This is a genomic window from Desulfolithobacter sp., from assembly GCF_054025815.1.
On record NZ_JBPMMS010000030.1, the window covers coordinates 27,144 to 50,929 of the forward strand.

21 protein-coding genes and 2 pseudogenes are annotated in these 23,786 nt (G+C 54.9%); 10 read left to right on the forward strand and 13 right to left on the reverse strand.

Annotated elements, in window-relative coordinates; genetic code table 11:
* Nucleotides 1-1,314, reverse strand: coding sequence for a methylenetetrahydrofolate--tRNA-(uracil(54)-C(5))-methyltransferase (FADH(2)-oxidizing) TrmFO (gene trmFO / locus ACXJJY_RS07685; protein WP_456386674.1), 1,314 nt, complete (start codon nt 1,312-1,314; stop codon nt 1-3).
* A gap of 433 nt (nt 1,315-1,747) precedes the next feature.
* On the opposite strand from trmFO, the gene ACXJJY_RS07690 reads away from it, so the two are divergent.
* The gene (locus tag ACXJJY_RS07690) at nt 1,748-1,954 is read left to right on the forward strand and encodes a hypothetical protein (RefSeq protein ID WP_456386676.1); all 207 of its coding nucleotides are present in this window, start codon (nt 1,748-1,750) and stop codon (nt 1,952-1,954) included.
* Nucleotides 1,955-1,977: 23 nt separating this feature from the next.
* Entirely contained in the window at nt 1,978-2,202 is a 225-nt protein-coding gene (locus ACXJJY_RS07695) for a hypothetical protein (RefSeq protein ID WP_456386678.1), read from the forward strand.
* 33 nt (nt 2,203-2,235) lie between these two features.
* Here the strand turns inward: ACXJJY_RS07695 and ACXJJY_RS07700 are convergent, their stop codons facing one another.
* From ACXJJY_RS07700 to ACXJJY_RS07730, 7 genes are all read right to left on the reverse strand, one after another.
* Complete coding sequence (locus tag ACXJJY_RS07700; protein WP_456386680.1) at nt 2,236-2,616, reverse strand: 3D domain-containing protein; 381 nt, start codon at nt 2,614-2,616, stop codon at nt 2,236-2,238.
* A gap of 287 nt (nt 2,617-2,903) precedes the next feature.
* Nucleotides 2,904-4,190: an adenosylhomocysteinase gene (ahcY, locus tag ACXJJY_RS07705; RefSeq protein ID WP_456386682.1), complete on the reverse strand. Its 1,287-nt coding sequence runs from the start codon at nt 4,188-4,190 to the stop codon at nt 2,904-2,906.
* 168 nt (nt 4,191-4,358) lie between these two features.
* A complete protein-coding gene (metK, locus tag ACXJJY_RS07710) occupies nt 4,359-5,528 on the reverse strand; it encodes a methionine adenosyltransferase (protein WP_456386684.1) in 1,170 nt (389 codons plus the stop codon).
* A 28-nt stretch (nt 5,529-5,556) separates the two neighbouring features.
* Nucleotides 5,557-7,470, reverse strand: a complete 1,914-nt coding sequence (locus ACXJJY_RS07715) for a bifunctional homocysteine S-methyltransferase/methylenetetrahydrofolate reductase (protein ID WP_456386686.1) — start codon at nt 7,468-7,470, stop codon at nt 5,557-5,559.
* A 122-nt stretch (nt 7,471-7,592) separates the two neighbouring features.
* The gene (locus ACXJJY_RS07720) at nt 7,593-9,068 is read right to left on the reverse strand and encodes a ketol-acid reductoisomerase (protein WP_456386688.1); all 1,476 of its coding nucleotides are present in this window, start codon (nt 9,066-9,068) and stop codon (nt 7,593-7,595) included.
* Between the two features lie 154 nt (nt 9,069-9,222).
* Nucleotides 9,223-9,966: an enoyl-[acyl-carrier-protein] reductase FabL gene (gene fabL, locus ACXJJY_RS07725; RefSeq protein WP_456386713.1), complete on the reverse strand. Its 744-nt coding sequence runs from the start codon at nt 9,964-9,966 to the stop codon at nt 9,223-9,225.
* Nucleotides 9,967-10,118: 152 nt separating this feature from the next.
* Nucleotides 10,119-11,072, reverse strand: coding sequence for a DUF362 domain-containing protein (locus ACXJJY_RS07730; protein WP_456386690.1), 954 nt, complete (start codon nt 11,070-11,072; stop codon nt 10,119-10,121).
* Here ACXJJY_RS07730 and ACXJJY_RS07735 point away from each other — a divergent pair.
* Nucleotides 11,071-11,391, forward strand: a complete 321-nt coding sequence (locus ACXJJY_RS07735; RefSeq protein ID WP_456386692.1) for a hypothetical protein — start codon at nt 11,071-11,073, stop codon at nt 11,389-11,391. The genes ACXJJY_RS07730 and ACXJJY_RS07735 overlap by 2 nt on opposite strands.
* Nucleotides 11,392-11,402: 11 nt before the next feature.
* Here ACXJJY_RS07735 and ACXJJY_RS07740 read toward each other — a convergent pair whose 3' ends face one another.
* Nucleotides 11,403-13,334, reverse strand: a complete 1,932-nt coding sequence (locus ACXJJY_RS07740) for an aconitate hydratase (protein ID WP_456386694.1) — start codon at nt 13,332-13,334, stop codon at nt 11,403-11,405.
* A 61-nt stretch (nt 13,335-13,395) separates the two neighbouring features.
* Entirely contained in the window at nt 13,396-14,577 is a 1,182-nt protein-coding gene (locus ACXJJY_RS07745; protein ID WP_456386695.1) for a phosphoglycerate dehydrogenase, read from the reverse strand.
* A 268-nt stretch (nt 14,578-14,845) separates the two neighbouring features.
* Between ACXJJY_RS07745 and ACXJJY_RS07750 the strand changes: the two genes are divergently transcribed.
* The 3 genes from ACXJJY_RS07750 (at nt 14,846) to ACXJJY_RS07760 (ending at nt 19,332) form a co-directional block, all read left to right on the forward strand.
* Complete coding sequence (locus tag ACXJJY_RS07750; protein ID WP_456386697.1) at nt 14,846-17,995, forward strand: ChaN family lipoprotein; 3,150 nt, start codon at nt 14,846-14,848, stop codon at nt 17,993-17,995.
* 234 nt (nt 17,996-18,229) lie between these two features.
* Nucleotides 18,230-19,039, forward strand: a complete 810-nt coding sequence (locus ACXJJY_RS07755; protein ID WP_456386699.1) for a hypothetical protein — start codon at nt 18,230-18,232, stop codon at nt 19,037-19,039.
* Complete coding sequence (locus tag ACXJJY_RS07760) at nt 19,009-19,332, forward strand: hypothetical protein (RefSeq protein WP_456386701.1); 324 nt, start codon at nt 19,009-19,011, stop codon at nt 19,330-19,332. Before ACXJJY_RS07755 ends, ACXJJY_RS07760 begins: the two co-directional genes overlap by 31 nt.
* A 194-nt stretch (nt 19,333-19,526) precedes the next feature.
* On the opposite strand, the pseudogene ACXJJY_RS07765 reads toward ACXJJY_RS07760, so the two are convergent.
* Nucleotides 19,527-19,658: pseudogene (locus ACXJJY_RS07765) on the reverse strand (superoxide dismutase [Fe]); the annotation flags it as partial.
* A 567-nt stretch (nt 19,659-20,225) separates the two neighbouring features.
* Here ACXJJY_RS07765 and tsoR point away from each other — a divergent pair.
* The 4 genes from tsoR (at nt 20,226) to ACXJJY_RS07785 (ending at nt 22,692) form a co-directional block, all read left to right on the forward strand.
* Entirely contained in the window at nt 20,226-20,561 is a 336-nt protein-coding gene (tsoR, locus tag ACXJJY_RS07770) for an ArsR/SmtB-type metalloregulator TsoR (protein ID WP_456386703.1), read from the forward strand.
* 19 nt (nt 20,562-20,580) lie between these two features.
* Complete coding sequence (gene tsoA / locus ACXJJY_RS07775; protein ID WP_456386705.1) at nt 20,581-21,033, forward strand: LULAXC motif selenoprotein TsoA; 453 nt, start codon at nt 20,581-20,583, stop codon at nt 21,031-21,033.
* 95 nt (nt 21,034-21,128) lie between these two features.
* Nucleotides 21,129-21,449 (forward strand): DsrE family protein, encoded by a 321-nt coding sequence (locus ACXJJY_RS07780; RefSeq protein WP_456386707.1) that lies wholly within the window; start codon nt 21,129-21,131, stop codon nt 21,447-21,449.
* 52 nt (nt 21,450-21,501) lie between these two features.
* Nucleotides 21,502-22,692, forward strand: a complete 1,191-nt coding sequence (locus tag ACXJJY_RS07785; protein WP_456386709.1) for an NAD(P)/FAD-dependent oxidoreductase — start codon at nt 21,502-21,504, stop codon at nt 22,690-22,692.
* A gap of 29 nt (nt 22,693-22,721) precedes the next feature.
* Here ACXJJY_RS07785 and ACXJJY_RS07790 read toward each other — a convergent pair whose 3' ends face one another.
* Both ACXJJY_RS07790 and ACXJJY_RS07795 read right to left on the reverse strand, forming a co-directional pair.
* Complete coding sequence (locus ACXJJY_RS07790; protein ID WP_456386711.1) at nt 22,722-23,492, reverse strand: peptidoglycan-binding domain-containing protein; 771 nt, start codon at nt 23,490-23,492, stop codon at nt 22,722-22,724.
* 102 nt (nt 23,493-23,594) lie between these two features.
* Nucleotides 23,595-23,786 (reverse strand): annotated as a pseudogene (locus ACXJJY_RS07795) (IS3 family transposase); the annotation flags it as partial.

A 23,786-nucleotide genomic window follows, 5' to 3' on the forward strand; every position in this document is an offset into this window, starting at 1 on the left:
TCAAATTCCCAGCTTTTGTTGCCATTCACGGAGCGCTTCCAGGGCCAGTCGAGCCCGGAGGGCACCCCGCTCCCGTTTTCTGATCTTGCGGCCCAGTGGTGGAAAGAGGCCGAAATTAACATTGGAGGGCTGAAAATGGTTGGGATCCGACAGGGTCAGATGGCGGATAAGGGCGCCATGGGCGCTGACCTCGGGCGGAACTAACAGTTCCAGGCCCCGGCTGAGCCGGGCCGCATTGATTCCGGCGACCAGTCCCATGGCTGCTGACTCCACATAGCCTTCAACTCCGGAGAGCTGACCGGCCAGAAAGAGACCGGGCCGTTTTTTCATCTGCAAAGTCCCATCCAGCAGGGCCGGAGCGCAGATAAAGGTATTACGGTGGATGGAGCCGAGACGGACAAACTCAGCCTGTTCCAACCCGGGAATGGTCCGAAAAACCCGCTTCTGCTCGGGCCAGGTCAGCTTGGTCTGAAAACCGACCAGGTTGTACATGGTCTGGTCCAGATTTTCGGCCCGGAGCTGCACCACGGCATACGGGGTTTCGCCGGTGCGGGGATTTTCAAGCCCCACCGGCTTCATGGGCCCGAAACGCAGGGTATCCTCACCCCGGGAGAGCATCACCTCGATGGGCAGACAGCCCTCGAAATACTTGGTCTGCTCAAAACTCTTCAGCGGTACGGTCTCGGCCTCGGCCAGCAGGCCGATAAAATGAAGGTACTGCTCCCTGTCCATGGGACAGTTGAGATAGTCGCCCGGCCCATCCTCCCAACGCGACTTGCGATAGATGATGTCCATGTTCAGGGATTCGGCCGTGACAATGGGGGCTATGGCATCGTAAAAGGCCAGGTGGCGCTCCCCGGTCAGCCGGATCAGTTTTTCCGTCAGGGATTCGGAGGTCAAGGGCCCCGTGGCCAGGACCACCGGAGTTGATCCACTGGATGGAATATCCACCACCTCCTCACGCACCACGGTAATAAGCTCGCTTTCTTCCATCTCCCGACTGATGAAAGCGGCAAATTTCTCCCGATCCACGGCCAGGGCCTTTCCAGCGGGCACTGCGGTGGCCTCCGCCGCCCGCATGATAAGCGAGGAAAGACGACGCATCTCTTCCTTGAGAAGTCCTACTGCAGAATCCCTGGCATTGGACCTGAGGGAATTGGAGCAGACCAGTTCACCGAGAAACTCTGATTCATGGGCCGGACTGAAGCGGTGCGGCTTCATCTCATACAGGGTGACCCGCACTCCGTGACGGGCGGCCTGCCAGGATGCTTCACAGCCGGCAAGTCCGCCGCCGACAACGATAATTTCATTCATTTTCGATCTCTGCCTCAAAACACACCAAAAAGGTTCCGTAGAAAAATGGCGATCAAGTACGCCCAATTATCAGTCACAGCATAGCACAGTTATGCCTTTACCCACAGGTAAGAGGATGTTGAAAAACGTAACGAGCGAAGATGAGACAAGGAAAAATGAGGCGAAAAAGCGCAGAGGTTTTCCAACAGTCCCGGAACCACCGAGGGATATAAAAGATACCTCCTGTCAGCGGGAAAAACTGTTGACACACCTGTCACTCTGGAATATGTACCTGATGTCCACAGGTTAGGTGTCTTAAGGAGACCTGTCCGGTGGCAGCAGGCAGGGGTACGATTTTTTTTTACTTGCCTGGGAACATCTGCATCGTGGTTATGCCCCCCTTGACGCAAACAACATTGGCCACGGGTCGCCCCCCGGACGCTGGAGAACGGCCATGCTTTTTCTAATAACCTGTGATTACGAAAGTTTTGGCGTGCGCGGCGACACCTTTCAGGTGATGGAGCTGCTTGATGAAAACGGCACCGACTACACCTTTGTTGTCGACCAGGGCAAGCCCTATTTTTCCCTGCAGGAGGTGGCCTTAGACATCGCCTCCTCCCTGTCCGTCCCCCCTGAAGAAATAGAACTGGAAGAAATATAATTTTCACAAGGAACCTGTCAGTTATGGAACCAATCACCATTGGCACCGAGGCTCAGGCCCTCCAGGCAGTTGAAGAGTGGAAAAAAGAACCGGTCCAGGTACAGCGCAAAAACATACGCCTTGCCATAGAGTCCCTGGAACTGAGTCAGATCTATTATGAACAGAAGGGAAACAAACAGGGTGCCAGAAGATCCGTACGCTGTATCGCCATACTCAAGGCGCACGCAGACGGAATAAAAAGAGGATAATGAGAGTCTGAACCAGGCCGGGAGCAGGAACCTCTATCGCTCGATCTTCACCTCAAGCCGCCTCCGGCCCCATTGCAGCGCCTGATCATGGGAGTCGAAATAAAGATCAATCCGATCCGGACCTTTGATGGCTCCGCCACGGTCCGCCACCACTCCCCAGCCATAACCAGGGACATACATCCGGGTCCCAAAGGGATAATAACGCGTATCCGCGGCAATGGTTCCATCACGCTCAAGCCAGAGCCAGGGAAAGACTATCCGGGCGGGAATGGTCCAAGGATGCCGGAGCGTATCTGACGAAATCAGCCCCGGATGAGGCTCCACCGGTTCGCTGCCACTTGCAGTCTTGCCTGTATAGGGGGTCCCGGCCCGCCGTCCTTCGCTGACATAGCGTTTCCAGAAGTCCAGTTTCATATACTTCCAGGATCCACGCTCCCAGGAGCAGCATTTCCCACACCCGCAATAGGCGGTGGTTTCCATGACTCTTGTCTCGTAACGAGCACAACCAGACAGGACAACAACCACGCCCACACACAACACTGAAAGTAAGAAGCCAATTTTCATCCCTTTTCCTGAACCCTCCCGTAACAGACTCCCCCAGTTAACGTAAAAAGGCATCGGGAGAACAATCATTCTCGTCCCGATGCCTTCATCGGACAACCAGGCAAACTTGAACAGCGGAAATATACGACAGCAACCGTTCAATACCGGTAATAATCCGGTTTGTAAGGTCCATCCACATCCACACCGATGTACTCGGCCTGCTCAGGGGTCAGCCTGGTGAGATGGGCGCCGATTTTTTCCAGGTGGAGCCGGGCCACCTTTTCATCAAGCTTCTTGGGCAGGAAGTAGACCTTGTTCTCATACTTCTCGCTATGCTTCCAGAGTTCGATCTGGGCCAGGACCTGGTTGGTGAAAGAATTGGACATGACAAAACTGGGATGGCCGGTGGCACATCCAAGGTTGACCAACCGCCCCTCCGCCAGAACAATGATCCGCTTGCCATCGGGAAAAATGACATGATCGACCTGGGGCTTGATGTTTTCCCAGGTCAGGTCGCGGAGCCCGGCGATATCAATCTCTGAGTCAAAATGGCCGATATTGGAGACAATGGCCTGATCCTTCATGGCCTCCATATGGGCCCGGGTGATCACCTTGAGGTTGCCGGTGCAGGTGACAAAGATGTCGCCAACCGGGGCGGCCTCCTCCATGGTCACAACCCGGTATCCCTCCATGGCCGCCTGCAGGGCACAAATGGGGTCGACCTCGGTCACCAGCACGGTTGCTCCCATGCCGCGCAGGGCCTGGGCACAGCCTTTACCCACATCACCATAGCCCACCACCACGGCTATCTTACCGGCAATCATCACATCGGTGGCCCGCTTGATACCGTCAATCAACGATTCCCGACAGCCGTAAAGGTTATCGAACTTGGACTTGGTGACCGAATCGTTGACATTAAAGGCCGGGCACAGAAGGGTTCCCTTCCGGGCCATCTCGTTGAGCCGGTGAACACCGGTGGTGGTTTCCTCGGACAGCCCGCGCACATCCTTCATAAGTTCTGGATATTTTTCATGCATGACCTGGGTCAGGTCCCCACCATCATCGAGAATCATGTTCGGCCGCCAGCCATCCGGCCCGAAAATAGTCTGATCAATACACCACCAGAACTCCTCCTCGCTCTCGCCCTTCCAGGCAAAGGTGGGGATACCGGCCGCGGCCATGGCTGCGGCTGCATGGTCCTGGGTCGAGAAAATGTTACAGGAGGACCAGCGCAGCTCGGCTCCCAGTGCCACCAGGGTTTCCATGAGAACCGCCGTCTGGATGGTCATGTGCAGACAGCCGGCTATCCTGGCCCCGGCCAGCGGTTTTTCCTGGCCATATTCCTCCCGCAGGGCCATGAGCCCCGGCATTTCGGTCTCGGCAATGGAAATTTCCCTGCGACCCCATTCCGCTTGATTTATGTCCGCCACTTTATAATCAGTCATTGTCTTCTCCATGGATCCCGTTTCCGGAAGTTTTTTCTTTTTGGTGCCTGTCACCTGAGCTCAGAAAAATAATACCGTAATGCAGGCTGAGTTTCAGTGGTACTCAAACTTCTTTTACTTTGATCCTCGTTACTACGTGCCAAAGTTCATTTCCCGGCAACCCGAACTCTACTTGATGCCGGCCGCATCCCGCAGCTCGTCAGCCTTGTCGGTCCTCTCCCAGGTAAATTCCGGCTCTTCCCTGCCAAAATGTCCATACGCGGCTGTCTTGCGATATATGGGACGAACCAGATCCAGCATGGTGATAATCCCATAGGGACGCAAATCGAAATGGTTACGGATCAACTCGACAATACGCTCCTCGGGAATCTTGGCCGTACCGAAGGTTTCCACGGAAATCGAAGTGGGTTCGGCAATGCCGATGGCATAGGATACCTGGATTTCACACCGGTCGGCCAGGCCAGCGGCGACAATATTTTTGGCCACATAGCGACCGGCATATGCAGCGGACCGGTCTACCTTGGAGGGATCCTTGCCGGAGAACGCGCCACCTCCATGACGAGCCATGCCGCCATAGGTGTCGACGATGATCTTGCGTCCGGTCAGGCCGCAGTCTCCCACCGGCCCACCTATCACAAAACTGCCCGTGGGATTGATATGAAAGCGGGTATCCTTGTGCAGCCACTCCTTGGGCAGCACCGGCAAAATGATATTTTCCATCACCGCCTCCTGGAGCCGCGAGTAGTCTATATCCGGATCGTGCTGAGTGGAGAGGACAACGGCGTCGATTCCCACCACCCGGTCATCCTCGTAACGAAGGGTCACCTGGCTCTTGGCATCCGGCCTCAGCCAGGGCAGTACCTTTGATTTACGGATCTCGGACTGCCGCTGCACCAGCCGGTGAGCATAGGTGATGGCCGCCGGCATGAGCACATCGGTTTCATTGGTGGCATAGCCAAACATCATTCCCTGGTCCCCGGCACCCTGCTCCTCGGGGTTTCCCCGGTCAACACCTTGAGCGATGTCGCCGGACTGCTTGCCGATCAGCGACATGACCGCACAGGTGGAGCCATCAAAACCCACCCGCGAGCTGGTGTAGCCGATCTCACAGATCACCTCGCGAACCAGTTCATCCAGATCGACCCAGGCCTCGGTGGTGATTTCACCGGCGACAATGGCGGCCCCGGTTTTGATCATGGTCTCACAGGCCACCCGCGCGTGTTCCGGGTTGGGATCCTTGATCAAAATGGCATCCAGGACTGCATCGGAAATCTGATCTGCAACCTTGTCCGGATGGCCCTCGGAAACAGACTCGGAGGTAAAAAGATGTGTTGGCATGTCGTGCTCCTTCCAAAAAAATATCTTGCTACTGCAACGACTCAGTTACAAAACGATCAGCCCGGCCGCTGCCTTTCCAGCCTGCGGCCCGAACCTGTTTGACAAATTCAAGGACAATATCCCACTTGTTGAGCGGACTGATAAGGTAGAGGCCGTCGACAAAGCAAGCAATGTCCTCGATCAACCGCCCGGTGTACTCCAGGGCGACTTTGCGCTGATCGACGACCTGTTCATACCTGGCCAACTCGGCCCGCAACTTGGCCGGTACAGATATTCCCGGAACCTCGTTGTGGAGAAATTCGGCATTGCGGGAAGAGATGAGGGGAAATATCCCGGGGAACATCAGCACATCGATATGGCCGACCTTCTCCATCATCTGTTCCACCACATCGCGGGAAAAAAGAGGCTGGGTCATGGCGAACCTGGCTCCGAGCGCTACCTTCTTTTCCAGCCGACCAATCTGCAACCCCGGGCTGGCCGGCCGAAAACTGAAGGCCGCACCGATGGAAAAATTGGTTGAGGTCTTGACAGAACGCCCGGCCATGTTCACCCCGTGGTTAAGGCCGTCCAGCATGCGGATAAGTCCCATGGACCGCAGATCAAAGACCCCGGTGACTCCAGGCTGATCCGTACCGGCGGCTGAATCACCGGATACGGCCAGAACCGCCTCGATCCCCAGCAGGTGAGCTTCCATCATCCGCGACTGCAGCCCCAGGGCGTTGAGATCACGTCCGGTCTGATGGATAATGGTCTGCACTCCTGTCTGTTTACGAATAAGCGCCGCCACCCCAAGATTGCCGGCCCGGAGGATGGCCAGGGGATTCTCACCCAGCGAGATGGCGTCAACGCCTGCGTGCGCAAGCTGCCTGGCCCCTTCGACAACCGGTTCCACGTCCAGATGGGTCGGCGGATCGAGTTCGACGATCACCGGTAACCGGCCGGGGTTGAGACCGGCAAGTAACCCTCCACACACCGGTTCAGCGGTTCGGACCCTGGTCTGTTCAGGGGAACTCAGTACCCTGCCTCCCTTGACCCGCACCGGCTTGATCCGCAGGGCGGAACGAAACTCCTGGATATGGGCCGGTGTTGTGCCGCAGCACCCCCCGATCAGGTGGACCCCGAGCTTGATCATCTCCCTGGCCCGGGAGGCCATGTAGCCGGGCTGGGCCGGGTAAATCATCCGGTGTCCCACCATTTCCGGCATTCCGGCATTGGGAAAGGCTGAAAGCGGAACTTCCTGCTCACAAACGGCAGACATCCGGGTAATAGCGGTCACCATGGTATCGATGCCGCGCCCGCAGTTGGAGCCCACCACCAGGGCCCCGGCCTCGCTCATACGCTGACAGCAATCCAGGGCATCCTTGCCGCGGACTGTCATGGCCCGGGCGGGAAAGACCATCTGGCCAATAACCGGAACGTCGGGTGCCACTTCCCTGGCCACGCCTATGGCCAGAAGGATTTCCTCCAGGTGGGAAAAAGTCTCAAAGATCAGGACATCCGCCCCGCCTTCAACAAGGCCCAGCACCTGTTCCCGGAACCCGGCCCGGATTTCATCCCCGGTCACCTCCCGCCTGTCTTCGACACACTCCTCGTCCAGGGGGAAGCTGATCCCTGTGGGCCCCACGGATCCGGCCACATACACCTGGTGTCCGGCCGCCTTGCAGGCAATGGCCGCACCGGCACGGTTGATTTCCCGTACTTGTTCCTCGGCCCCGGACTCACGCAGCTTGAAGCGGTTGGCCCCGAACGTGTTGGTTTCGATAAGCTGACTTCCGGCCCGAATATACTCTTCATGGGCGGAAAAAATCACCTCGGGCGCCTGCAGATTCAGCAGGTCCAGGTTCCGACCGCGCTCGATACCCCGCTCAAAAAGAAAGGAACCCAGCGCACCGTCACCCAGAACCACATGATCCCGAATATATTCCTGAAACTCAGGTTTCATTACCTAAGAAAATCGCAAGCAGGAGGACAAAGGCTTACTGCAGCGCAACATGGGTATGGCGGACCAGCCGGTGCGGATCCGCCATGCAGGAAGAGATGTTTCATATCCACTGCCCCGAGCAGCTACTCGGTCAGCGAGATATCCACGGAGGGACGCATGGTCGCCACGGTGGCCAGAACGTCATGGACCAGATGCGTCTTGAATGATTCAACCAGGTTTTCATCGACCGGCGCACCCTGATCATAGGCCACAAAGGCCTGCTGCATGATATTGTAATCAAAGCGCGGGGCCCATTTTCTGGAGCCCAGGCGAGCGGTGGTGGAGCAATTGTCGACCATGTGGGCCACACCCTTAAAGTGCATGTAGGGATTGAGCGAATCCACCGCCTCGATCACCGACTCGTTGCAGACCTCGGACAGGCAGTGACCCTTTTCAATCAGGAGATCGATCTGGGCCATCATCACCGCGCAGTAGAGGCCGGCGGTTTCCGGGTTGACCGGAGGCTCACCGGAACGGCTGGCCCGAACCTCTTCTCCCACCTTCCACATCCTGGTCCCGTCAATCTTGCCCATGGGATAGCGGTCAAACCGTTTTCCGGCCATGACCACGGAGCGAATTTCATTGCCTGAAGAGACTTCGTCGTAGATCTCCATCAGGATATCAAAAGCCGGATGGTAGGCAGCCGAATACATGCGCTCGAAGATTTTTTTCCCTTCGTCATCAAGATTCCTGTAAACAGCCAGAATACCATCATGGGAAATGGTGCGGGACAGGGGGCCGGTGATATTCTCGACCACGGAAATAAAGGCATCTTTCTCGTCCATGCCTTTCTCCATGACAAAACGCCGGTACATTGCCTCGGAGATGCCGTGGACGGCCCCGAGCAGAATACCGCGCTCACCAAAAATATCCGAGCGGTACTCGTGACCCAGCGTGGTCTTGAACACGTAAGGGGCTCCAACGCCAATGGCCCAGCCAAGGGCCTGATCCGTGGCCCGGCCATCGACATCCTGCTCCACGGCAAAGGAACAGTTGATCCCAGCGCCGTTTACCTCCTTGCCCTGGACGTAGAGACGACGGACAGAGGGCCCCATGCCCTTGGGGCAAACACCGATAACGTTCATCTTGTCCGGAAACCCCTCGCCGACGGACTCAAGATGGCCCAGCAGAAAGCCATGGGACAGGCCCAGGGTGGCACCCTCCTTCATGGTCTCGAAAATTCGTCTGTAATGCTCCACCTGAGCCGCATCTGAGATCAGCAGGATAACCATATCGGACTCTCCGATAACCTCCCACATCTCACCCAGGGTGCCGCTCTCCTCGGTAAATCCGGCTTCCCGGGCCGAAGCCATGGACGAGGATCCATCGCGCAACCCCACCTTGACCCGAATATCAGTTCCTTCCAGAGAATCACGCAGATTCTGCGCCTGGGCCGGCCCCTGGGAGCCCCAGCCGATCACACCGATCTGCTTGATTCCCGCGAAGGCCTTGGGCAGAAGGGGAAATTTGTCGCGCCCGCCCCGGACAATCGTTTCCTGCGTATCGGCGAGTTTAATTACCTCTGTTTCAAAAACATTGGAAGTGAACATGGTTTCCATGCGTGGTCAATCCTCCAGAATATGGTGGCCCGCTGAAAGGCCTTCTCTGTACAGTGTACGTTTATAATATCGAAGCAATGTTGAATTTTGTACAAATACAAAATTCATCGGCTAAATTCAATAAAAATACCGCATCCTCCGAGTTTGGCCCGGATCAACCGGCAATGGCATACCCGCCATCCACAACCACGGTCTGGCCATGGATCATCCGGGCGAGATCACTGCAGAGAAACAGAGCCACGTCGGCCACATCGTCGGGTGTGGTCAGTCGCCCCATGGGGGTACGCCGCAGTGATTCGCCAATGATTTCTTCGCGGTTGGGGAATTTTTTCAGGGCATCGGTATCCACCACTCCGGCCGAGATGGTGTTGACATGAATCCCCCGGGGCCCCAGTTCCACGGCCAGATGCCGTACCAGGGATTCCAGAGCCGCCTTGGACGCCCCGACTACGGTATAGTTGGGCACCGCCCGCACGGCACCGATACTGGAGACCGCCATGATCCGGCCACCCTTTTCCATCATGGGCACGGCATGCTGACTCAGGGTCAGCAGGGCCCGGGCATTGATATCCATGGCCCAGTTCCAGTGGCGGGTGGTCAGATCCATCACCGGCTTGAGCACACCGGATGCCGCATTGGAAACCAGAATGTCCAGACGCTGATACGTTTGAGCAATTTCCTCGAACATCCGGGCCACATCCTCTTCCTTGGCCACGTTGGCCTTGACAGCCAGGCACCGTCCTCCCAGCTCTTGAATGGCCTGCACTGTCGACTGGGCATCCTTCCGGTGGCGGACATAATTGACCACCACGTCCACCCCGTTTTCGGCGAGCCTAAGGGCAATGGCCCGGCCAATCCCCCGCGACCCACCGGTTACCAGGGCCACCTTTCCCTTCAGATCAAACATATCTCAACTCCCTCTATAAAAACCACTCAAACACAGACAGTTATATTTCAATACGTTCCCGTCGGACAACACAGAAGTTCCCGGTTGCCAAGAACTGGTGCAGTGTAATGCGACTGGGTGGTGATTGCAAGGAAACGGTCGGCTCAGCAGGAATTTCGGAGCAAAATACGCCTGAGGGAGTTCTTCATGAAACGGAAGAGATTGAAGCGAACCGGATTGAGTTGCTCCGGAGCGACAAAACCGGTCACACGCAGATCATGAGGATGACACAGGGGAAAATGAAGAGCTCCCAGTTCAGTCGCCACCTGTCCCTGCTCATGGCAAACCTGCCAGAGAGGCACAGTCCGGGGATCGACCCCGATCACGGCCAGCAGAGCCGTATCCACGGCCACCGGGTCTCTACCGGCCCCAATCAGACAAAGAGAAAACGGCTCACCGCCAATGGGTCCGGTGGTGTGCATGGCGGTGATCCCGTCCACCACCACGATCTGATCCGGCAGGACCCCGGGAAGCTCGATCAGCAGGCGGGCAAAAAAATGCTGGTCTCCGCCGTGGCGCATGTGCCACCAGGGCTTGCGCATCCCCACCAGACAACCGAAACAGTTCTTCAGCGCCATGGTCATGCGCATCTGGGCATGGGCCTTGACCCGTGGCATATTGACAAGCAGGTCACAGCCAAGGGCCTCGGCTGCCACCCCGGCCCTGACGCCGGAGGGCAACACTATCTCCCGCACGGTTTGGAAATCCGTCACCCGGACCCCGAAACTACGGAGCTTCTCCAGGATTCCCAACCGGGCAAGGATCCTGCTTGCCGAGCCAAAAGCCGGGGAGTCACCCAGGCTGACCCGGGCCCCCTGATCCAGGAACCAGCGGACGACAGCCAGAATAAACGCTGCCTCGGTACAGGGAAGATTACCCTTGCGACCGGTAAGCAGATTCGGCTTGAGCAGGACCCGCAGAGACCGGCACTCCGGCATGGCTGTGGCGCGCAAGACCTTATCCAGGCAGGGAAGCAGAGTGTCGTGATCATAGGTCGCACACCGCGCAAGGGCAACGGTTTGATCCCGGCTGATCATGGATGTGGTGTTTGACTGCATGGGCCTGAAAAAAAACCGGCTCAGCCACAATGGCCGAGCCGGAAAAGGAGAAAGGAGAGAAGAGATGAGAAAGTACCTTTATTATTGCACCCGCCGTGCCACTTCAGAAAACAAAAAGAAAAAATATCACTTCCACGTAGTTCCGATGCGTTACTGCGCAAAACATTCATTCATTGATCCTGAACAACACCCCGGAAAGTACAATAATTTATACAGACAAGACTGTTCTCCACCCTCCCCACCAAACAAAAAACTACCGAAAGCAAGCAATTACAAGAAAGATTTGTTTTTTAAACTTCTTTCTCCAATTACGCTGTAACTGGATACTTTCTACACACCCCGGGCCCAGTTCAGCAAACCACCGGCGACCAGAATCTCCCGATGCCGCGGAGAAAGATCGATGGTGGCGGCCACCGGTTTACCGTCGACCTCCACGATGAGACTGTCCTGACCACCGGCCAGGGCATCGCGGATGCCGGGGATCACGACTTCGGCTCCCTGTTCCACCAGATCATAATCTTCAGGGCTGGCAAAGCAGAGAGGAACAATACCGAAATTGATCAGATTCGCCTTGTGGATCCGGGCAAAACTCTTGACCAGTTTAATCTGAACCCCGAGATAGCGCGGCGCCAGGGCCGCATGCTCGCGACTTGAACCCTGACCATAATTTTCACCCCCGACAATCATTCCGGCCACGCCCTGTTCAGCAGCCTGCTTCATACTGGTGGCAAAATCCGGGTCAACGGCATGGAAAACGTATTCGCTGATGGCCGGAATATTGGAACGCAGCGGCAGAATCTTTGCCCCGGCCGGCATGATATGATCGGTGGTGATGTTGTCGCCCACCTTGAGCATGACCCGTCCCTTCCAGGTCTCGGGCAGGTCCGCGAAATCAGGAAAAGGGGCGATATTGGGTCCACGAATGATCTCCACCCCGGCATCTTCCGGCCACGGGGCTTCGATGCGCTCGTCTCCGGGCAGATACTTCTCCGGCAGCTCTATCTCGGGATAGTCACCCAGGTCTCGCGGATCGGTGATCACGCCGGAGATGGCAGATGCCACCGCCACCTCGGGGCTGCAGAGATACACCTGGTCATTCTGAGTCCCGGACCGTCCCGGAAAGTTACGGGAAAAAGTCCGCAGTGAAATGGCATTGGTGGGCGGTGCCTGTCCCATGCCGATACAACCGAGACATCCGGACTGATGGACCCGGGCACCGGCCTGGAGCAGCGGCAGGAGATCACCCTGGGCGGTCAGGTTTTCCAGGGCCTGTCTACTGCCGGGATTGACCTCAAAGCTGACATCGCGGCTTGTTTCCCTGCCTTGCAGTATCCTGGCCACTGCGGTCAGGTCGCGCAGGGACGAATTGGTACATGATCCGATTAAAACCTGGGCCACGGGTTTACCGGCCACCTCGCTGACCTTAACCACATTATCCGGTGACGATGGGCAGGCGATCATGGGCTCCAGGGTAGACATATCGATCTCGATCACCCGATCGTAAACTGCGTCCTCATCGGCCTTGAGTTCCTGCCACTGGTCTTCTCTTCCCTGGGCGGCCAGGAACTGCCGGGTCTTTTCATCAGAGGGGAAAACCGAAGTGGTAGCGCCAAGTTCGGCCCCAAAATTGGTGATCGTAGCCCGATCAGTTACACTGAGTTCGGCCACTCCAGGCCCGAAATACTCCATGATATATCCCACCCCCCCTTTGACGGTAAGCTGGCGAAGTACCTCAAGGAGGACATCACGGGCCGCAACCCATGGCTGAAGCCTGCCGGTCAAACGTATACCGAAAATTTTGGGCATGATCAGGTAAAACGGTTTGCCAGCCATGGCCATGGCCACATCCAGGCCACCGGCTCCCATGGCCAGCATACCCAAACCGCCACCGGTTGGAGTGTGAGAATCCGATCCAAGCAGGGTCTTACCGGGAACACCAAAACGCTCAAGATGGACCTGGTGACAAATGCCGTTGCCTGGCGGAGAAAACCATAGTCCGAACTTGCGGGCCACGGACTGGAGAAACCGGTGGTCGTCGGCGTTGCGGAAATCCGACTGAACCAGATTATGGTCCACATAAGAAACCGACAGCTCGGTTTTCACCCGGGGGATACCGATGGCCTCGAATTCAAGATAGGCCATGGTTCCTGTGGCATCCTGGGTCAATGTCTGGTCAATACGCAGGGCGATTTCCTCGCCCTTTTTCAGCTCACCCTCAACAAGGTGCGCATGGAGAATCTTTTCTGCTACAGTCAAACCCATGTTATATCGTCCAAAATTCAGATTTTAATGAATCGTCCGGGTTACCAGTCTCCGGCCCGTGTTATTTATAGGCGATGACCCGGGTCTTGATCACGCCGTCGCAGGCCTCTATCTCCTGCTGCACTACCGGGGGTACAGCATTCTCACAATCAATGATATTGTAGCCGACGGTACCATTGCTTTCGTTGGAATAACTCATGATATTGATATGATGCTTGCCAAGGATATTGGTCACTTGTCCGATCATACCCGGTTTGTCATGGTTAATCACAATCAAACGAGCATGTACCCAGACCGTGGGGATGGCTTCCACATTGGGAAAATTCACAGAGTGGGTGATATTGCCGTACTCGAGGTAGGATTTCAGTTCTCTGACAGCCATACAGGCGCAGTTTCCCTCGGATTCAGAAGTGGAAGCCCCCAGGTGCGGGGTAATCAGTATTTTGCCATTATCGATAAATTTCTCTGAAGGGAAATCTGTTATATGCCCGCTGAGCTTGCCGCTGGCCAGGGCCTCGAGAACAGCGTCCTCATCCACCACCGGGCCGCGGGCGTAGTTGAAAAGCACTGCCCCGTCCTTCATCACCTTGAGAAAATCCGTAGACACCAGGCCGCGGGTATTCTTGTTGAGCGGCACGTGCACCGAGACATAATCGGCCTGCTCCAGGACCTCCTTGCGCGAGCGGGCCAGTTCCACGTCCGGGGAGAGGTTGTGGATATTGCCCATCACCGGGAAAGGATCAAACCCGACAACCCGCATCTGATGATGGACGCCTGCATTGGCAACGCGAACACCAATCTGGCCGAGTCCGATCACCCCCAGGGTCTTACCGGCCATTTCCACGCCCTTGAACATTTTCTTTCTCGCTTCCACCTCCTGATTCAGCTTTTCTCCCTTGAGACCAGCTAGATCCTGGCAGAAGCTGATGCCCTGATGCACGTTGCGCAGCCAGATGCCAAGCATGGTGAACACCAGCTCGACCACCGCATTGGCGTTGGCTCCGGGCGTGTTGAACACGCAGATGCCCTTTTCCGTGGCCGCATCCACCGGTATGTTGTTAACCCCGGCCCCGGCCCTGGCAATAGCCAGCAGCTCCGGATAGCTGTCTATATCCACCGGCGATGAACGAACCACTATTCCGTGGGGATTTTTCTCATCCGGACTGACCTGGTAGCGGTCCCCGAAAAGTTCCAGACCCTCCGCGGCAATGGCGTTGATAGTCCTGATGCGATATGTATCCATACTCATTCCTCAATTGACTGAGATTATGCAGATTCGCCACAGACCTACAATGTTCGTCCACTTTTTGTCAAGAAAAAGCCGGGCCGTTGCCAGGACTTCCCCCTTTCCTTTTTGTTAAAAATGATTATTATGGCAGGTTCGTAGTTCATTGCCATCGTGCTTTCCAGACCAATAATTGTCCTTAAAAACAAGGCCGATCCCTGCCGGTCGTCCAAAGATCCGGCAAAAAGGCCCTTTTCATGGCAACCGACACAATACCTGATATATCATGCGACACCAGACCTGCTGCTTTTCCGTTTCTCCCGTCCTCTTCACCCTTCTTCTGGTCTTTTCCTTTCTCGTCGGCGCATCGTCTGGCCAGGCCGGAGACCAGAAAATGGACCGACTCAGGCACACTCTTTCCCTGAGCTTTGACCTTAAAAACCACAAGGTCCTGGGAACCTCGCGTATCGAGCTGCCGCCGAACCGCTCTCTTACGCTCCACTGCGGGCCGCTGGAAATCACCGGGACGCTGCTGAAACAGAAGGAAACCACTCCAAAGATCCTGAAAACCGGACCGGAAAAGACCCTGCTCATCCCGGCCGCGCCCCGGCCCCAGACCCTCTATGTGTCCTGGTCCCTGACAGCTCCCGAGGGTTCCGGGGACAACCTGATCACGGAACATGGCATCACCCTGGCAGGATTCTGGCATCCCCTGGCCGAAGAAGACATGCTCTACAGCCTGCAGGCAACCCTGCCCGGGTCCTTCTCTGCTGTCTTTGAAGCTGAAACCATTTTCTCTTCCACAACCCGGCAGGGTCGACGGTTCCAGGGTGACTACCCCTATCCCGTGCAGGGGCTCCATTTTGTCGCAGGACCATATACAGTACAAAAACGAAAAGTATCCTCAACCACACTCTATTCGTATTTTTTCAAAGAGGATGCCGCCCTGGCTACCGAATACCTGAACCGTGCCGCTGCGTACATCGAGCGCTACGAGAAACTGATCGGTCCCTTTCCGTTCAAACGATACTCCATTGTCGAAAACCGGCTTCCCACGGGATACGGCATGCCTACCTTTACGCTGCTCGGGCAGGCGGTAGTCCGTTTACCCTTTATCAAGGACACGTCCCTTGGCCATGAGATCGTCCACTCCTGGTTTGGTAACAGTATCGGGATAAAAAAGGCCAATGAGCGAAACAGGGGGCCTCTGGATACAGGCAACTGGTGTGAAGGCCTGACCACCTATCTTGCCGACCAGCTTTATGCGGCAGACAAAGGAGAGGATATAGACTACCGGAAAAACCAGCTGCTCCGCTACATGGCCTATGTCCACCCGGACAACACCATGACCCTGGCGCAGTTTCAAGGCGCCGGTGATTCCCGCCCCACTGCCAGAAAAATCAGGGCCATTGGTTACGATAAGGCCAGTATGGTTTTTCACATGCTCCGCAAAAATATCGGCGACGATATGTTTTACAAGGGCCTGCAGGAATTTTACCGGAGTTTTTCCTTTAAACGTGCCAGCTGGCAGGATCTGCAGGAAACCTTTTCCAGAGTCAGCGGTCAAAACCTTGAACCGTTTTTCACCCAGTGGCTCACCCGCGCGGATATCCCCAGGCTGCAAGTTTCCCGGGTCGAGGTCCGCCAGGCAGATGGCAGCTCCCAGATACGGTTCCACGTTGTTCAGCAGACAGACAAAGCCTATCAACTGCGCCTTCCCCTTACAGTAACCACCCTCTCCGGCCAACAGGCCGAGACTCTGGTTCTGGAGAAAAAGGATCAGGAGTTTGTGATTGACACCCCCGACCTTCCCGTATCCATGGTCATGGATCCGCGGTATGACACCATGCGAATGCTGACCCTGGACGAGACTCCCCCCACCTGGAGCTGGTTCATGGGCTCGGAGAAAAAAACAGTTATCCTCCCGGAAGAGGATAACGTGAAAATCTTTGAGCCACTCAAAAGGGCGCTTGAGGATATGGGATGCGAGATACGATCAATAGATGAGGTCAAAAACAGCGAATTGTCCCAGGGGAGCTTTCTCTATCTTGGCCCATCGGTTCACAGCCGAGCCCTGTTTGCGGATCCCGGTCACCCCGGCTCAGGCTTCACCCTGGATGTGCGCAAAAACCCTCTTAACCCGAACCAGGTCATGGTCCTTGTGACCAGTGCATCGGAAACAGAGACCAGTGCAGTGGCGCACCGGTTGAGACATTATGGCAAGTACAGTTACCTGCACTTTGAGAAAGGCCGGATAAACGAAAAGAGGATTGCGCAGGCTCTGGACGGTATCGCCGTGGACCTGTTGACGCCGCCCGCAGGAATTCCGACCGGCAGGATTCTTGATTTCGACAAGATCGTCGATGATCTTGAAAAAAAACGGGTTGTCTACGTGGGCGAGATGCATACCGACTACCCCAGCCACCTGCTGCAACTCCAGGTCATCCAGGCCCTGTACCGGCGTGACCCTTCCATTGCCATTGGCATGGAAATGTTCCCGCGCTCGTCACAGCAGGCCCTTGACGACTACATTAACGGCAAGATCGAAGACGAAAAGGATTTCATCAAGGCCTCCCGTTATTTCAAGGTCTGGGGTTACGATTATCGTATGTACCAGGACATCATCGGTTATGCCAAAAAACACCGGATCCCGCTGGTTGCCCTGAACATAGACAAAAAAATAACCAGCCAGGTCTTCCGGGAGGGCAGCCTGGACAACCTGGACGAGGACCAGGTAAAAAAAATACCAGCGCAGCGGGACCTTGATGTTCCCGGCTACCGAAAACGGCTGCAGCAAATCCACTCCATGCATAACAGTTCGCCGCAAGGAAGCGGTTTTGACGGATTCATCCAGGCCCAGGCCATCTGGGACGAAAGCATGGCCGAATCCGTAGTAAATTACCTCACCGCTCATCCCGACCAGCGTATGGTCGTCATTGCCGGTACCGGACACGTGTACAAGGACAGTGCCATACCCAGGCGGGTAGCCCGCCGGATACCGGGAATCAGACAATGCGTTATTGTCAGCGCAAGCGTTGTCGATACCGGCACAGAGCAGGGCAAACAGGTGGACTACCTGATGTATACCGAGCCCAGGAAGCTTCCCCCGGCCGGCAAGATCGGCATAGTCTTAAATGAAGTTGAGGATGAAAAACTGGGCACACGCATGCAGGTTGTTCAACTCAGCCCGCACGGCAAGGCCGGGAAGGCAGGAATCAAAAAAGGTGACATCATCCTGGCTCTCGACAAAACCGAGGTCCGGACGATAGAGGATCTGAAACTTGGTCTCCTGAACAAAACGGCTGGCGACAAAGTGACCCTGAAAGTACTGCGCAAACATACCCTGCTGCCGGATGAAACACTGGAGATCGAGGTGGAACTCTCCGGCCTGTCCCCAAGGGGTATGATGATGCCTCCCGGGCATCCACGCAGATAAGCCGGCATAGCCGGACATGTTTCAGATCTGTCCAGCCACAACAAACCATGAACATCACCCTGGCAACACTACGCTCCGGGGCGATTTTCGGATAAAACGTGAGCAATTGCCGGACAACCTTCGGTACAGAATCACAAAATTCTGGAATTTGTGCATATTCCAGATCATTCCGGCCACCGATTCCACGTGATTCCGGCCGGTGATTCCAGTCATAATCTGATGACGATTTATGGCATGGGCAGTATACCATGCGACACCTCCATGCGTGAGATTTTAGATGGTGTTGATCCCAACAATCTCAGGCCGTTATTTAAAGATGCATTCAGGGCTCTGCAACGGGGTAAAGCCCTTGAACAGATGGTGTTCATGGACGGTTGTTATCTGTTGAACCTTGACGGCACCGGGTATTTTTCTTCCAGCACTCTGTATTCCGACGCATGCATGAAGAAGGTCAGCAGGAACGGAAAAGTCACCTGGTATCTGCAGGCTGTCGGTGCGGCCATTGTCCACCCGGATTCAAAAGTTGTTATTCCTCTCTGCCCGGAAATAATCAGAAAGCAGGACGGCGAGAAAAAAATGGATTGTGAGCGCAACGCCGTCAGAAGGTTTCTGGAGAAATTCCGTAAAGATCATCCTCATCTGAAGGTTATTGTCAACGAGGATGCCCTCAGCTCCAATGCCCCGCATATCAGGGATCTGGAGCGATATAACTGTCATTACATCCTCGGAGTCAAGGAAAAGGATCATGAATTTCTTTTTCAGCACGTTGACCAGGCCGTAGAGAACGGGGAGGCGGTTGAAGTGGCCATACCGGATGAAGACAAAGAGGAGATCGTTCATTATTTTCGAATTATCCATGATGCTCCTATCAACAAATCCAACCAGGATATCCGAGTAACCTTCGCAGTTTCACTGCTGTCGAATATTGGCAGGAGAATACCAAAACCGGAAAAATTCTCCGTTTCAGCTGGATCACAGATCTGGACGTTACCGAGGACAATGTGTACCAATTCATGCGTGGTGCCCGGGCGCGGTGGAAAATAGAGAACGAGACCTTTAACACCTTGAAGAATCAGGGGTATAATTTTGGTCACAACTACGGTCTTGGCAAGAAAAACCTGTCGGAAGTGTTTGTTTTTCTGATGATGCTTGCTTTTCTTGTTGATCGGATTCAACAGTTATGCTGTCCCCTGTTCAATGCGGCCTGGAAAGAATGGAAGAGCAAACGTTCCCTGTGGGAAAAGGTACGGAGCAAATTCCATGAATTTTACATTGAAACCATGGAGGATCTCTATCGTTCCCTGTTGGATCATAAACAGGTGCCGTTACCGCTGTAAGAAGGTAACCGGTTATTTCAAAGATCTGCTCCCTGGCTTGAAAAAAACAGGCCAGGACGACGGGATAGATCCGTCCAAAAAACGGAAAATCTTACCTTTGGCTAACAAATTTAACCAAAGGTGCGGGTCAGGAGAGCTATTTCATAAAACAATCTGCCTGCTGACTATGAAAAATCAAACTTTAGACGGCAAACTGGTGCCGTCCGGGAGCAGCTGGTAACATACGCATTGTGGTGTTTTCCATGATGAAAATCCAGGGTCATTGAGCTGATGTGAGGTTCAAGAGCATCTTTTTCGTACGGCAGGTCAGGTAGCATAATAGTCATGTTCCGTTTCCCTCCTTTAATAACTTTGGTTTTTCAGAGTCGAACAAAGCCGAATGAGCCGCGAGACTCGAAATCGGTTCCATTGACCTGACAGGGGGAGGCATAAGCGGTCCGTTCTCGTTCTATTTGTACTGATAAGTAGAAATGAAAGCTTTCCATGATATTGGAAGTAATAGGCGGGATACTTTTCCATTTATCTCGATATAGAGCTGGACATATGGAAAACTCTTCCCCATTCATTCCTTACGGTTCGCCATCCCTCTTATTGCGACAGTATGTCAGCAAAAACAGAAAGTAAAACGAAATTTCGAGAAGATCTGAAACACAAGCTGCTGGATCAGGTTCGCAAAATCCTTCGTTTCCACTGTTATGGTTGCTGGACAAGGCAAACCCGTTACCAGAGGATCTTCCAATGTATTGATCTTCTGCAGGCCCGGCCGACCCGGCCTTGCAGGAGGTGGCGAAAAATTCAACAGAGGGAAAAAATCTTGACACTTGCGCATAAACATATAAATGTTTATTTATATGTTTATGGCATGGTAAATTTTTACTCCATGGGAGACTGTTTTGCGTGGGGAGAAAAACCTTTTTGTTCAATCATCGGAAGACGACCTGCATGCCGCAGCCTTTCTGGCCAAAAGCCTGGCCGACGAGAACCGGCTCCGGATTCTGCGGGCGGTCAGCGGAGAGAAGAAAGCGGTTTCCCGCATTGTCGAGGAACTGGGCATCTCCCAGCCTCTTGTCTCTCACCACCTGAAGGAATTGAAACGGGCCTTGCTGGTTACAGTTGAGCGAAAAGGCCCCTTTGTCTATTACCAGATCGCAGACAAGAGCGTCCTTGAAATTATTGCCGGGCTTAAAGACCTGGCAGCCCGCCTGCTGGAGCAGCGAACACGTTTTTAGTTTTTTGGAGGCCTCTGTTATGGAAGAATTGCATAAAATTATCGCCCAATTGGAGCCGGATAAGGCCCTGGCCGCGCTTGCCGAGGCAGCAAAACAAATACTGGCCCACCTGGATGAACAGGCCAGGGTCGAGTTCGTGGTCAGCATGATTGGTGAATCAGGCAGTGACAAGGTCGCAAGCCTGGTTGACCTCTGACTGGCCGAATGCATGGACGAAGGTGTCGATCCAACACACATGTGCCAGAGCCTGGTTGAAAAAGTAGCACTGTCGAAACAACTGCGGGCGGTAACTGAACCTGACATCCAGCCCCTGTTCGAGGATTGGCTTGACGAGTTGGAACGGGAAGTCCGTGATCTCGTCATGGCTACCGGCTCTGCCGATCCCCAGCGGATTGCACGGGAGCTTGGTCTGAGCGACAACGGCGTATCCTTTCTGCTCACCAAACTCCGGCGGGAGGAGAAAATATCCTGATTTCCTGTACCGTCCGGTTAGAAAAAAACATTTGGTAACCAGCGCCAGAACAAGAGGCAGCGCATTGCGCCAAACCACCTACAGGGAGGCAAATCATGAAACTTGGAATCATCATCAGCTCCAACGAGCCGGAAACGGTCTGGAACGCCTTTCGTTTCGGGGTATTTTCCGTAAAGCAGGGGGACGAAGTTAAAGTATTTCTAACCGCCAAAGGAGTTGAAAGTGAAAATCTTGATACCGACCAGTTCAAGGTGACAGAACAGATGGCAGCCCTGGTCAACGGCGGTGGAGAGATATACGCCTGCGGTACCTGCCTCAAGCTCAGACAATTACCGGGCAGTGACACCTGTCCTCTCTCCAACATGAAAAAGATGTACGATATCGTCAGAGAAAGTGACCGGATCGTAACCTTCTGAGCCCCGGGCGCGGTCTCGACCCCGCTATCAACTAAAAAACAAGGGTGGTCGCATGAGAAAAAAGATCGTTGTCCTGGGCGGTTCCTTTGGCGGACTTACCGCGGCCCTTGAAATCAAACGGCTGCTCAAGGATCGGGCCGATGTCACCCTGATCAGCAATGACCGTGATTTTGTCTTTCTGCCTTCGCTGCCCTGGCTGATCATGGGCAGCCGCCGGGCCCGGGACATTACCTTAAAGGTTGAAGACATTCTGAAACCGCGGGCAATTACCTTTATCCATGCCACGGTGACCGGAGTCGACCCGGATTCGCTCACCGTATACACAGACCAGGACAATTATCATTATGATTACCTGGTTATTTCCACAGGGCCGCATCTTTCCTGCGATGAAATACCCGGCCTGGGACCTGAAGGCGGCCACACGCACTGCACCTTCAGCCTGAAACATGCCGAGAAGAGCCGAGTCGCCTGGGCCAGACTGCTGTCTGAGCCTGGTCCGGTGGTGGTGGGATCAACACAGATGGCCAGCTGTTTCGGTCCCTATTACGAGCTCGCCTTTGAAATGGATTACGAGCTGCGCAAGAGGAAGATGCGCCACAAGGTCCCCCTTGTCTATCTCACTTCAGAACCATACGTTGGCCATATGGGGGTTGGAGGTCTGGGAAAGTCTCGCCGGTTTCTGGAAGATGAGTTTGCAGAACGTGACATCAAGGCTGTCATCAACCAGTCGGTGGACGAGATCACCCCGGATGAAATCCGCCTTGCCAGCGGCATCACCCTGCCCTTTAAACTGGCCATGCTGGCCCCGCCCTTCAAGGGCGTGGCCGGAGTGGCCGGCCTTGGCAACCCGCGCGGATTTATCCCGGCCGACGACCATTACCGACATCCCGAACATCAAAACATCTACACCATCGGGGTGGCCATGGCCCTGGCCCCGGCCGAGCCGACCCCGGTGCCCACAGGAGTGCCGAAGACCGGCTTCATGACCGTGAAGATGGCCAAGGCAGCGGCCGTCAACATCGCGGCCGATATCGACAACCAGCCACCGGTGGCAAGCAAGGATCTGGATATCATCTGCCTGATGGACATGGGCAAAACCGCCGCCCTGATGGTAGCTGATCCGGTCCTGCCGCCCCGCCAGAAATCATACCTCAAGGAGGCCAGGTGGGCGAAATGGGCCAAGATCAGATTTGAAAAATATTTCCTGTGGAAAATGCGGCACGGATACAGCCAGTTACCGTGACTCAAGAAAGAGAAAAGGGCCAGCCATCTCTATCTTCTGACTCCCCCTTCCAGCTGCTCCACCAGGTTAAGCATGTAGCGTCTTTTCAGCTCGGCCATGGTTCTCGGGCCAGGAATGCCGTCGGGCTTGAGACCTGCCATTTTCTGGAACCGCACCAGTTTCTCCCTTGATGACGGACCCCAGATCCCGTCGACCTTGAGATGTGCCCCCAGGATCTGATTCAGCGCCTGCTGGAGAAACCGGACTTCATCGGGATTGCTGAGTGCTCCGCGATCCCGCGCAAGCTCTGCCCTGTAGTCACGAAACGTGTTCTTCACAAAAAGCCGCCAATCCTTCTCGTTCACCCCCATTGCAGGAAGTGCTTCCTCCAGCGAAAAAGAGGAGCCTTCCTCTTTCGCCATCCGGTACAGATCATCGACCAGCTGCCGCTGATCCAGAAACAGGAGCAGGAGACGAATTTCAGCGTTTTCATTGGAATGGAGCCCTATTTCCTTGGCTTTTCCGGCCAGTACCTGGAGCGAGGGTATGTTGTCTTCACGCATCCTGTCCATTCGCCAGTTGGGCAGGGTGTTGAGTCGGGCAGGAGTCCATTGTGTCCGCTCATAAAGGCTGGCAAGACCTTCATTGAGCCACGGCGGAGCCTGGGGAAAATCGGCCTCTATCAACGCATGGATCATTTCATGCAGCAGGGTGCCGTATCCTGTACGTCCTCCCGTGGCCATGATCAGATTGTCGGCAGGGTTGTAATAACCAAGAAATGGAGCGTAGAGCGGAAGGCCCATCACTCCACCTCTATTCATGAAAGGAAGACGTCATTCAAATAATCCGATTTCTCACTGGTCCCTATTAACAGAATCTGAAAAATATCTCAGCTTTTTGTGAAGGGAATTTAAGAACCAACACCTGCTGAGCCAGGCATAATATCCACTCCTGGATACCTGGAGAACTCGACAAAGCAGGTGAACAGAATACTGGAGTCGCAGACTTTTTATCGCCGCGTACCTGGCAGCGACTCCCTGGCAAAGTACGCGGCTGCTTTTTTTAGGATGTCACGCTCCATTCTGGTAACGGCAAGCTCACGCTTCACCCTGGCA